This window comes from Vibrio pomeroyi (genome assembly GCF_024347595.1).
Taxonomy (GTDB): Bacteria; Pseudomonadota; Gammaproteobacteria; order Enterobacterales; family Vibrionaceae; genus Vibrio; species Vibrio pomeroyi.
Map to the genome: position 1 here is coordinate 725,502 of NZ_AP025506.1, position 12,305 is coordinate 737,806.

General features: G+C 45.7%; 10 protein-coding genes. 7 read left to right on the top strand and 3 right to left on the bottom strand.

Features of this window, described 5'->3' with window-relative positions; all coding sequences use genetic code 11:
* The first annotated feature begins 4 nt into the window (after positions 1–4).
* The 3 genes from OCV12_RS03180 to recD all read left to right on the top strand — a co-directional run bounded on the left by OCV12_RS03180 (position 5) and on the right by recD (position 6,291).
* Entirely contained in the window at positions 5–166 is a 162-nt protein-coding gene (locus tag OCV12_RS03180) for a hypothetical protein (RefSeq protein ID WP_261885969.1), read from the top strand.
* A 240-nt stretch (positions 167–406) separates the two neighbouring features.
* A complete protein-coding gene (recB, locus tag OCV12_RS03185; RefSeq protein ID WP_261885331.1) occupies positions 407–4,081 on the top strand; it encodes an exodeoxyribonuclease V subunit beta in 3,675 nt (1,224 codons plus the stop codon).
* Positions 4,081–6,291 carry an exodeoxyribonuclease V subunit alpha gene (gene recD / locus OCV12_RS03190; RefSeq protein ID WP_261885332.1) on the top strand — a complete coding sequence of 737 codons (2,211 nt, stop codon included), beginning with the start codon at positions 4,081–4,083 and terminating at the stop codon, positions 6,289–6,291. The genes recB and recD overlap by 1 nt, the downstream gene beginning before the upstream one ends.
* A 55-nt stretch (positions 6,292–6,346) precedes the next feature.
* On the opposite strand, the gene OCV12_RS03195 is transcribed toward recD, so the two are convergent.
* Entirely contained in the window at positions 6,347–6,538 is a 192-nt protein-coding gene (locus OCV12_RS03195; RefSeq protein WP_008223046.1) for a hypothetical protein, read from the bottom strand.
* A 282-nt stretch (positions 6,539–6,820) separates the two neighbouring features.
* Positions 6,821–8,158 (bottom strand): amino-acid N-acetyltransferase, encoded by a 1,338-nt coding sequence (gene argA / locus OCV12_RS03200; RefSeq protein ID WP_261885333.1) that lies wholly within the window; start codon positions 8,156–8,158, stop codon positions 6,821–6,823.
* Positions 8,159–8,319: 161 nt separating this feature from the next.
* Here argA and OCV12_RS03205 point away from each other — a divergent pair, with 161 nt between their 5' ends.
* From OCV12_RS03205 to csdE, 4 genes are all read left to right on the top strand, one after another.
* Positions 8,320–8,793: a DUF2850 domain-containing protein gene (locus OCV12_RS03205; protein WP_261885924.1), complete on the top strand. Its 474-nt coding sequence runs from the start codon at positions 8,320–8,322 to the stop codon at positions 8,791–8,793.
* An 81-nt stretch (positions 8,794–8,874) separates the two neighbouring features.
* Positions 8,875–9,987 carry a murein transglycosylase A gene (mltA, locus tag OCV12_RS03210; protein WP_108020737.1) on the top strand — a complete coding sequence of 371 codons (1,113 nt, stop codon included), beginning with the start codon at positions 8,875–8,877 and terminating at the stop codon, positions 9,985–9,987.
* A 112-nt stretch (positions 9,988–10,099) separates the two neighbouring features.
* A complete protein-coding gene (gene tcdA / locus OCV12_RS03215; RefSeq protein ID WP_261885334.1) occupies positions 10,100–10,909 on the top strand; it encodes a tRNA cyclic N6-threonylcarbamoyladenosine(37) synthase TcdA in 810 nt (269 codons plus the stop codon).
* Positions 10,910–10,950: 41 nt separating this feature from the next.
* Positions 10,951–11,379 carry a cysteine desulfurase sulfur acceptor subunit CsdE gene (gene csdE / locus OCV12_RS03220; RefSeq protein ID WP_261885335.1) on the top strand — a complete coding sequence of 143 codons (429 nt, stop codon included), beginning with the start codon at positions 10,951–10,953 and terminating at the stop codon, positions 11,377–11,379.
* Between the two features lie 152 nt (positions 11,380–11,531).
* On the opposite strand, the gene OCV12_RS03225 is transcribed toward csdE, so the two are convergent.
* Positions 11,532–12,011 (bottom strand): porin family protein, encoded by a 480-nt coding sequence (locus tag OCV12_RS03225; protein WP_261885336.1) that lies wholly within the window; start codon positions 12,009–12,011, stop codon positions 11,532–11,534.
* Positions 12,012–12,305 lie beyond the last annotated feature (294 nt).

The following is a 12,305-nucleotide window of genomic DNA, read 5'->3' on the forward strand; positions in this document are numbered from 1 at the left end:
GGTTGTGATCGACACGATCAACCGCGGATGCGCTGAATTAATGAATGACGAAAGAGAGTCGCTAGTAAGCATTTGGGATGCTTACTTTCCTGGTGAAGGAAATCAAGGTGAAGAGAAGCAAGATACAGGAAATAAAGTGGCCGCCAGTAAATCATTATTAGTGTAGGGCGTTCGCTGTACGGCCACAGGTCAGAGGGACCATTATTCTGTGGTTCAAAGTAGGCAATGAGTATAAAACTCGAATCGCGCTCCTGAACTCGTGGGCGCATAGTAGCGAGGCGATCCGAATTGATCCGTGAGAGAGATCGCACTAACTATTAACAAATCTGCGTAGGACGTAAATTGAATGACGTTTTCCACGCTAGGTCACATTTGTAACAACATATTTATCAGAAGGCAGTAAGGCATGACGACCACAAGCAGTGTTCAGGTAATTGCTCCACAGACACTCAATACCATGACGTTTCCACTTCATGGCGCGCGTTTAATTGAAGCATCGGCGGGTACAGGTAAAACATTTACCATCGCTGGCTTGTACTTACGCCTACTGCTCGGGCATGGCACGGCAGAACCACAAGGTGAGCTGTCGGAAGCAACCCGACATCATGAGGAGCTGACCGTAGATCAAATCCTGGTCGTGACTTTTACTGAAGCAGCAACCGCAGAATTGCGAGATCGTATTCGTGCCCGAATCCATGATGCACGCATAGCGTTTGCTCGCGGGCAAAGTGATGACCCAGTGATTGCGCCTCTGTTGCAAGCAATCGAAGACCACGCTGGCGCTGCGAAAACACTGCTCAATGCGGAAAGGCAAATGGATGAAGCGGCGGTATACACCATTCACGGCTTCTGTCAGCGTATGTTGACTCAAAATGCCTTCGAGTCTGGAAGCCGATTTGATAATGAATTTGTGACCGATGAAAGCCATCTTAAAGCGCAAGTGGTTGCCGACTACTGGCGTAAGCAGTTTTACCCGCTGCCTATTCAACTGGCTGGTGAGGTTCGTAATATTTGGGGCTCACCTGCTGCGTTATTAGCAGACGTAAATCGTTATCTGACAGGATCTCCGCTGAAATTGACGGTAGATGCGATGTCGGGTGACTTGCAAACTCTGCACAATCAGAACCTAGACAAAATGAAGCAGCTTAAAGCGCTGTGGTGTGAATCTGAAGCGGACTTTTTGGCTTTGATCTCAGGTTCGGATGTGAACAAGCGCAGTTACACCAAGAAGTCTCTGCCAACATGGCTAGAGGCGGTGACGGCATGGGCGCAAAGCGACACCCATGACTATCAATATCCAGACAAATTAGAGAAGTTCTCGCAAGCCACTTTAATCGAAAAAACACCGAAAGGCACCGCACCTCAGCATGCCGTTTTCGAAGCGATTGAGGATTTCTTAAATCACCCAGCCGACTTGAAAGCTCCATTGCTGGCACATGCGATTACCCATTGTCGAACTATGCTAGCCAAGGCGAAACAGCAAAAGCAGTGGTTATCATTTGACGACCTACTGACTCAGTTATCCGCGTCGATTGATGTCGATGAACAATCCTTGCTGGTTGAAAGAGTTCGCACACTCTACCCGGTTGCGATGATCGATGAATTCCAAGATACCGACCCACTGCAATACAGTATTTTTAGCCGAATCTATCTCGATAATCCGCAGTGCGGCTTGTTTATGATCGGTGACCCAAAACAGGCGATTTATGGCTTCCGTGGCGCAGATATATTTACCTATATCAAGGCGAGAAACCAAGTTAGTGCTCACTACACCTTAGGCACCAACTGGCGTTCGAGTGCTGATATGGTCAGCGCAGTAAACCAAGTGTTTATGAACTCGGACAGTCCGTTTATCTACGACCAAGACATCCCATTCTTACCCGTAGCTGCCAGTCCATCAGCCGACAAACGCCAATGGGTGATGAACGGAGAAACTCAGCACGCACTTACCTTTTGGCTGCAAGAGGCTGAAGACAAGCCGTTACCAAAAGGCGAATATCACAAGGCGATGGCAGAGGCGACGGCGAGTCAAATTCAAACCATTCTGACCGCTTCTCAAAGCCAGCAAGCCTATTTTGATAACGGCAAAAAACAACATGCCGTGAATGCGGGTGATATTGCTGTCTTGGTTCGAACCGGCAGTGAAGGTCGTCTGATCAAGAATGCGTTGTCTGAACAAGGTATCGCGAGTGTGTATCTGTCGAACCGAGACAGTGTATTTACTAGCTTGGTTGCGCAAGATATTCAACGCTTGCTACAAGCGGTGCTGACACCTGAAAACGATCGTGCATTACGCGCGAGTTTGGCCTCAGAGTTGTTTGCTCTGGATGCGGCTTCATTGGATGAGCTCAATAACGATGAGGTTGTGTGGGAAAACGTCGTTAACGAATTTCGAGAATATCGTAAGTTGTGGCTACAGCGTGGCGTGCTACCAATGCTGCGTAGCGTGATCAGCAAAAGACATCTCGCGGAACGCTTACTGGAAGAAGAAAATGGTGAGCGCTCACTTACCGATTTAATGCACATTGGCGAATTACTACAGCAAGCAAGACAAGAGCTCGACAGTGACTATGGCTTGTTACGTTGGTTAGCAGAAGCGATATCAGATGCACAAAATGGTTTAGGCGGCAGTGAAGACGACATTCAGCGTCTTGAATCAGAGAGAAACTTGGTTCAAATCGTTACTATTCATAAGTCGAAAGGCTTGGAATATGACTTGGTGTTTTTGCCGTTCGTTGCAAGCTATCGTGAAGCGAGTGAAGGTAAGTTCTACGATCACGATTCAGATACCACGGTACTTGATATTACGGGCAGTGATAGTGCTTTAGCACAAGCCGATAAAGAGCGACTGGCAGAAGATCTACGTTTGATTTACGTAGCTCTCACCCGTGCCGTTTACGGTTGTTTCATTGGCATGGCTCCGCTACGTAAAGGCCGCTCAACCAAAGAGCCGACCGGTGTACATTTGAGTGCCATGGGCTACTTGGTTCAAAACGGACAAGAGCAAGGCATTGCCGAATTACATCAAGCTCTAGCGGCAATTGAAGGCAAAAATTCAAGTGTGCTGTTAGCCGAAACGCCAACCGTTCACGAGCAAGTGTTTGTACAAACAGAGCAAGTGAGTGAAGGCTTACATGCTAATGAACTCAAGGCTTCAATCGACAGGGCTTGGCGTATCACCAGTTACTCAGGGCTTGTAAAGCAGGGCAGTCACGGTGCGAGTCATGACGCGACCATTGAGGTATCTGGCTTTGATATTGACTCAGCTGATGAGCAGGATGAGTCTGAATTGATTGAACCTGAACGCTCTATCTTTACGTTCCCTCGTGGTGCTCGCCCGGGTACTTTCTTACACACCTTGTTTGAGGATGTTGAATTTACTGAGCCAGCAACCAGCGAACATAACACGCAAGTAATCACTCACTTATTAGAGTCGGAGCAATACGAACTAGAGTGGTTACCTGTGCTTCAACAGCTTGTCGATACGGTGCTTAACACCGCATTAGATGGCAAAAATTTAAAGCTCAGTGAGAAAGATTCGACGCAACGCTTAGTCGAGATGGAATTCTTATTACCGATCGAAGTGTTGGCCGCATCTGAACTGAATCAAACCATTCAATATCATGATCCCTTATCGGCAAAAGCAGGCGACCTAGGTTTCCAAACCGTGCAAGGCATGTTGAAAGGCTTCATCGATTTGGTGTTTGAGCATCAAGGTAAATACTATGTACTCGACTGGAAATCGAACCATCTAGGTGATGACGTTGCCGTCTACCATGGTGAAGCATTGAAATCGGCGATGGCTGATCACCGCTACGATCTGCAATATCAAATCTATGCATTGGCGCTGCATCGCTTCTTACGCAGCCGCGTTGCGGATTACAGTTATGAACAACATTTCGGTGGGGTTTATTACTTGTTCTTAAGAGGAATGGATGGCCAATCTCAACAAGGTATATTCTCGGCGAAACCAACACTGGCTTTGCTCGATGAAATGGATCAATTGATTGACGGTAAAGTGATAGACAGACGTTCAGCACAATTGAATGACAATGAAACTGGACAGATGGGGCTTCTATAATGACGACAACGACCGCGAATACCAGCATAGAGACAGCGAACTCTGTTAAGCCAGTTTCACTTATCCCTGAGCAGCTCATGGATGTATTAAAGTTCCTAGCGGACAAAGGTTCAATCCGTCAGTTGGATTATCAATTTGCCCGTTTTATTGCTCAGCAAGCGACGAGTCATTCTCAAGAGATCGGCTTTCTCGCTGGTGTAGTGAGTCATGAATTAGGCAAAGGGCATATCTGTACTCAGCTTATACAGCTACATACGGTAGACCTTGAGCAAACGGCAGACCTTGCTCAGTTGCTTGGTTTGTACGGTGAAACGGCACTGCAATTGAACCAAAAACTGTTGGGTATTGATTGGGCGACTGTTCTGCAATCATCTAACTTAGTTGGAACAACTAATGACTGCGTTAAGCCGCTGATGTTTGATGGACAGCGTGTCTACTTACAACGCTATTGGAACTACGAAGTGGTGTTGGCTGAGACCTTAAAGCGTTTAAGTAAGCCTGTAGAATTCAATATTGAACAGAAAAAGGCGCTGACGGAAACACTCAATCAGCTCTTTGCACGCAGCTATCACTTTTTGTTTAACGCTTTAGCCAAGGCTGAAGCAAACCAACAAACGTCTCAGGTACTGCGCCAACAGCTGGTGTGTGATCATCTTGATATCGTCGATGAGCAATCTCTGAATTGGGGGGCGATCGACCAAGCGATTGTCCAAGCTAAGCAAGTGACGGACTTAGATGTTCTAGATAGCTTGGTACCGTTGTCGGCATGTTTGAACTGGCAAAAAGTGGCGGCAGCGGTGGCATTGAGTCGTCGCTTTGCGGTGATTTCCGGAGGGCCGGGTACCGGTAAAACAACCACGGTAACCAAGTTATTATCGGCAATGGTCGAGCAATCATTAAGCCAAGGCAAAACACCAACGATTAAGCTAGTTGCACCAACGGGTAAAGCGGCGGCACGTTTAACTGAGTCGATTGGTAAAGCGATTGAGCAACTGCCTTTAGCGCCTGAAGTAAAAGCCAACATACCAACGGAATCGAGCACCTTACACAGATTACTTGGCGCGATTCCTAACCGTGCTGAATTTAGACATAACCGACGCAATCCACTTCACCTAGATATCTTGGTAGTGGATGAAGCATCGATGGTCGACTTATCCATGATGTATAAGCTGGTGGATGCACTTCCTGAACACGCAAGGCTTATCTTGTTGGGTGATAAAGATCAGCTGGCTTCCGTTGAAGCGGGCGCGGTGTTAGGTGATATCTGCTCATTTAATTCAACAGGCTACAGCACGGCGCAAGGCAACTTGATTGCGGAGATGACAGGTTTTGACGCGATAGCGAATACACAGCAGACAAAAGCAGGATCAGTTAATCCTCCGGCAATTGCAGATAGTTTGTGTATGCTGCAGAAGAGTTATCGTTTCGATGCGCGTTCAGGTATCGGGCAGTTAGCAAAAGCAATCAATAACGGCTCTGCGAATCAAGTCGACCAAGTGTTCGCCAAAGGGTTTGGCGATATTGAGAACCATCTTCTATCGAGCGACAGCTACAACTTGATGTTACGTACCTTGGTTAATGAGTATGGTGCGTACCTCAACCGAATGAATGTGCCATTGGAAGAGTTAGAAACTCAAGAAGCGAGAGCCAAATCTGTACTCGATTTGTTCAGCCAATGCCGACTGTTGTGTTCTATTCGTGAAGGTGATTTTGGTGTTAAAGGCCTCAACCATCGTATTGAAAGAGCGCTTGCTGCAAGACGTTTAGTGAATCCGCACAACGATGAACTTTGGTATCACGGGCGACCAGTAATGGTAACGCGTAATGATCATGGCTTGGGCTTATACAATGGTGATATTGGTATCTGCATGCTTGAATCGGAGTCAAGCCAATCTGATTCAACTCCTCGCTTGAAGGTTTATTTTGAGTTACCCGATGGCAGCGTGAAAGCGGTGCTACCAAGCCGAGTGCCTGATCATGAAACGGCTTATGCGATGACGATTCACAAATCTCAAGGCAGTGAATTTGATTTGACCTTAATGATTCTGCCGCCAGATTTCAGTCCAATCTTGACGCGAGAGCTTATCTACACAGGTATTACGCGTGCGAAGAAACGACTGATGATGTTCAGTGATACTAATGTATTAAAGCGTGGTATTAAGGTGAAGACAGAGCGAGTGAGTGGTTTAGGAAGCCGTTTAACTAGTTAAAAGTGATTGTTGAGGTACATGTACAAAGCAACCATCCCTGGTTGCTTTGAGCGTGCTAGGAATCAGTGCCTAAAAACGCTCGAGTAAACGATATGTGGTTTATTTTGTATTTTGCTTGGCAATTCAAAATAAACTCTTTTAGATTCTCGCTCACAGGGAACACGCAGTGTACGTCTAGCCCTTCTAAGAATTGGTTATCAGCCATATCCCAAAAACTTTGCAGCGAGTTACAAACAATGGTTCTCATATCAATGTTGCTCTTTTTGCTGTTTATACTAACGGCAGAGCTACTGCTAGCGTGCTGACCGTTAACGGGTATAGCAATCCGTGCAGTTACCACCTCAATAAGTTCGATGTGACTATCGAGATGGCAATTCCTATAAAAACATTTGTTAATATTATTAAAGCGCTTAAATTCTATACAATAATTCGTGTGAGTGAAAGTGCATACTTAATAAATCTCATATAGAAAACGATTACATTTGCAATTATTTTTCTTTTGAACTGAGATTTTAGTCCAAAACTTTATTTACACATTTAACGCTAAGATCTTTGAGTTGCGTTGATAGTTGTATAACCCCTGTTTTTCCATCGGCAACTCATCCACACCGATCTCGTAAAATCCTTGTTCACGGAACCAATGCAGGCTATGTGTGGTTAGGACAAAAATCTGGTCGATATCGCGAGATTTCGACTGGTGACGCATGTAATCCAGCAATAATTGCCCACGGTTTCCATCACGATAATCAGGGTGGATAGCCACGCACGCCATCTCTGCCATGTGATCTTCTGGGTACGCGTAGAGCGCAGCACAGCCGATGATCAGCCCGTCCTTCTCAATAATGGTAAAGCGGTGGATCTCTTGCTCTAGCTGCTCTCTTGAGCGACGCACGAGAATGCCTTGTTCTTCAAGCGGGCGAATAAGGTCAAAGATGCCGCCAATATCATCAATTTGAGCTTGTCTTACTTGCTCGGCACTCGCCATAACCACTTGGGTTCCAATACCATCGAAAGAGAATAGTTCTTGGATCAGTGCGCCATCGACTTTGTAGCTGATTAAGTGACAACGAGGCACGCCAGCACGACACGCTGAGATAGCACCTTTCAGGAATCGAAGTGTGCCAGTGCTCATGTCTTCGGCGGGGTTTTGAGATTGAGTTAAGCGCTCTAGAATGAACTTGGCGTCTTTTGGGAAAAGTTCAGCAAGGACATTGCCGTTTTGATCCGTGACCCCTTGCTCAGAGCAAAAGCCAATCAGTTTGTCGGCTTTTAAACGAATGGCCACTTGAGTCGCAACCTCTTCAGAAAGCAGGTTAAAGCTTTCGCCTGTTACAGAACTGGCAATCGGACCAAGCAATACAATAGAACCTTGGTCGAGTGTGCGATTAATCCCTTCGATATCGATTCGACGGATACGTCCGCTGTGACAGTAATCCGTACCATCATCGACACCCAAAGGTTGAGCGGTAATAAAGTTGCCACTCATCACGTTGAGTTGAGTGCCCGCCATAGGTGTGTTGTTTAAGCTCATAGATAGGCGAGCTGTGATGGCAAGTTGTAATTGCCCAGCTGCCTGCATAGCAACACCCAGAGAATATTCATCGGTGACTCTAATATTCTTGTGATAAGGCGTATGACAATCTTGTTTTGCTAACAGTTGGTTGATCTGCGGTCTTGCGCCATGAACGAGCACAATTTTGACTCCAAGGCTGTGGAGTAGGGCTATATCACTAATAATGTTGCCAAAGTTTCTATCGGCAACGGCTTCGCCTCCCAGCATAATTACCATGGTCTTTCCACGGTGAGCATTTACGTAAGGGGTTGATTGTCTGAAACCTTTTACTAGCGCTGTACTTCTTAATTTCACAGAACAAGTCCATTTTGTTTATTTATTCGATAATTTAGCATTTAAATTCAAATTTAAACAACACCTTTTTGGAATAAAGCGCAAACTATGCTCATCTAGGGTTCATTATATAAACGGTCTCAGTGTAGAATGCGCATAGCATCTTTATGAGTAGTTACCGAATGCAACAAGCTCCAGCAACAAAGAACAAAATCGACGAGATAACCACAGGTCTCTACAGTGAGGCAGAACAACGCAACCAATCTAAGTTTAAGCGTAAGATCATCGAGCGTTGTCTCATGGTTTTGGCTCTGGTCGGTTCGTTCGCAGTGGTGTCACTTTTTGGTGACGTGATCACTCGATTGCAAGATGCAGCAACGCCAAATCACTTGCTTTATGGTACTTGGATTGAACAAGATGTTGCGCATTACGCGACGGATGAGTTTGTGTTGAATGCTAATGGTGTATCAGTGGCGGGTTCTATTGTTGCGACTAACTTTGAGTTTGATGGTAACTACTTTGAATATAAGACGGGCGATCAAACGTATCGTTTCCGCATGACCAATTCCGAGAACACCGAAATGGTGCTTGATTCGGACAGTCACTACAATCCTGTCTTTCGCCTTAAAGGCCATATCGATCACTCAGTCCGATAAGTTATCTTATTGTAAACTCTTACAATCTAAGATTGTGTTATCTGACTGTTTTTGTCATCCTCGATGCATAGAATTTTTAGGATGACTCTTGTGATTAAAAAATGGCTTCCCCTTGTTGCCGCCTCTTTACTATTTGGCTGTGCTCAACCCACCGATCTTGCTCAACAACATCTTGATGATGAATTTCCTCGCACCTTAAATAAGGTCGATCAGGTTGAATCCAATAAACCAAGAGACTACACCGCATTCGCTGAACAAGCTGAGATGGTGGTATCCAAATCCCCTTCGATGGCGAAAATCTATGAACCGCTTTATCAGCAACTCAATGAGTGGGCGCTGCAAAGTGGTGATCCAAGTCAACTAGCAAATTTTGGCGTTCAAACTGCTCAACTTGGTGGCGGCGATAAACAAGGCAATGTTTTGTTCACGGGCTACTTCTCGCCAGTGATGGAATTGCGCCATGAAGCCAATGAAGAGTATCGATTCCCTGTTTATGGGCTTCCTGACTGCGATAAAAATTGCCCAACTCGCGAAGAGATCTACAACGGCGCTCTAGAAGGTCAAGGCCTTGAACTTGGCTACGCTGCTAACCGAATCGACCCATTTATGATGGAAGTGCAAGGCAGTGGTTTTGTGCATTTTGGCGATGATGACACGTTGCAGTATTTCGCTTACGCGGGTAAGAACAATAAGGCGTACGTGAGTATTGGCCGTGTTCTGATCGAACGAGGCTTAGTTCCGCGAGAGAAGATGTCACTGAAAGCAATCAAAGAGTGGGTACTAGCGAACGAACCTGAAGTGGTGAAAGAGCTGCTAGAGCAAAACCCATCATTCGTATTCTTTAGCGCGAGAGATGACTTATCGGTAATGGGCAGCGCTGGCATCCCACTGTTACCAATGGCCGCAGTTGCGGGTGATCGCTCTATCTTACCTATGGGTACGCCGATTCTTGCTGAAGTACCACTATTAAATGCAGACGGTACTTGGAGCGGCGCACACCAACTAAGACTGTTACTCGTTTTAGATACGGGCGGTGCGGTTAAGCAGAACCACTTAGACCTTTACCATGGCATGGGCCCGCGCGCAGGCACTGAAGCGGGTCATTACAAGCATTTTGGTCGTGTGTGGAAACTTGGCTTAGATGGCAGTGCGACTGAAGCGCCTTGGGCTTTACCACCTGAAAAGGTCGAGTAAGCGGCAATAAATAGGGCATTGAAAGCGAATCGCTAATCCCCTAGACTTTTTATTCAAGAGTGCGTATAAAACGCACTCTTTTCTTTTTCTCAGAAATAAATTGGCGGCAACAATGCGTGAATTGACCACTCCAGCTTCAGAAAACTATGACCAACGATTCGGTGGCACTCGTCGCCTATATGGTAATAGTGAAGTCGACATACTTAGAGCGGCACATGTGTGTGTGATCGGTATTGGTGGTGTGGGTTCATGGGCGGTTGAAGCGCTTGCTCGCACAGGTTTAGGTGAGCTAACGTTGATCGATATGGATGACGTGTGCGTGACTAACATCAACCGTCAAATCCACGCAATGTCGGGCACGGTTGGTAAGAGTAAAATCGAAGTGATGGCCGAGCGCGTTAAGCTGATTAACCCTGAGTGTAAAGTTAACCTGATTGACGATTTTATCGGCCCAGACAATCAGGCGGAATACCTTTCAAAAGAGTTCGATTTTGTTCTCGATGCGATTGATAGCATGAAAGCTAAGGCTTCGCTGTTGGCGTATTGCCGTAGTAACAAAATCAAAGTGATCACCACTGGTGGCGCGGGTGGTCAAGTCGACCCGACTCAAATCAAAGTGGCGGATCTGACTAAGACGATTCAAGATCCACTAGCGAAGAAACTGAAAGACACGTTGCGTCGTCACCACAACTTCCCTACAAATCCAGCGCGTAAGTTCGGTATCGACTGTGTGTTCTCGACAGAACAGTTGAAATACCCGCAAGCTGACGGCAGTGTGTGTGCTACGAAAGCGACAGCCGAAGGTCCCAAACGAATGGATTGTGCGACAGGTTTTGGCGCAGCAACGGTAGTAACCGCGACTTTTGGTTTTGTTGCTGTTTCACGTATCGTAGAAAAGATCATTCAAAAGCATACTAAGTAACTCGTTACTTTACGCTTACTAAGAATTTACTGGACATAAAAATGACGTCATTCCCAAGTTCTCCATTCGGCCAAGAAATTACCAGTGATGATATTGTCGCAAAAATGCAGACTTTCAGCGGTTGGGAAGACCGTTATCGTCAAGTTATTCAATGGGGTAAGAAGCTGCCAGCAATGCCTGAGGAACTGAAAAGTGAGCAGGTTGTGGTCTCTGGTTGTGAGAGCCAAGTGTGGCTAGTTTCGCAGAATATCGACGGTGTTTGGTACTTTTGCGCCGATTCAGATGCACGTATTGTGCGCGGCCTTATTGCGTTAGTGATGGCGGCATATGATGGTAAAACATCAGAGCAGATCCAAGCGTTCGACATTGATGGCTACTTCGCAGAGATTGGCTTGATTACGCATTTGAGCCCTTCAAGAGGGAATGGCCTTAAAGCGATTGTTGAGCAGATTAAAAGCCTCTCTGCTTAAGCTTCTATCCGTTTGAGAACTTCTTCCTATGTGAAATCTCCTTCGCTTAAGAACTTCTTCGTACAGATAAGCAAGCGACAGTATTGAAAAGAAACGGTGCCCAGTAGCACCGTTTTTCGTTTTAGCGGATAACTGAATAAGTCGATAGAAAATTAGAAGTGGAATTCAGCGCTTACCGCGTAGCCATTCTCGATAACTTTTGCTTCGTACATTGTGTATTCAAGAGCAACACGAGCAGGGCCAATCATTACACCCGCACCCACACCGTAGTACACGTCGTTGCTGTCACCTAGGTTACTTTCAAAGTGTCCAATACCCGCACGACCATAAATATCAAAGATAGTGATTGGCAAAGAAACTTTCGCGCTAGTTAGCCATGCATTCGAGTAAACGTGCTCGAAATCTTTGTGCGTATCTACAAAGTCAGCGTAGCCAGCTTCGATAGAAAGTAGGTCGTTGAATGCGTAACCCAAGTACAAGTTGTATCCGCTATTCTCATCTGTCATATCGATGTTTTCGTTCTCTACTTGGTACTCAGAATACAAGTAGCTTGCACCAATGTATGGGTCTGCTGAAGCTTGTTGAGCGGTAGTTAGCATTACTAGAGGAAGAACGATTGTTTTAAGTTTCATTGTGTTGTCTCTATCTAAAAAGTTTGTATTTAAAGTGCTATTCCGTCAGCTTTAGGTCACCCATGATAAATGGCGGTTCTTGTTATTAATGGCGATAGTCAGTTTGTTATCTGCGGTTAACGAGAACGGGGTGCATTGTGTCTTTTTTTAGAAATGACTCATCAATGAAGTCTTAGAAATCGATAAAAACGAATAAGAGGGATATCAAGAAAACATCAAGTTAAAGAATATCAGCACCTTACGTTGGTAGGCGTTGGTTTGAAAAGAGAACGGTATTTATTTGGGAAGTGGAAC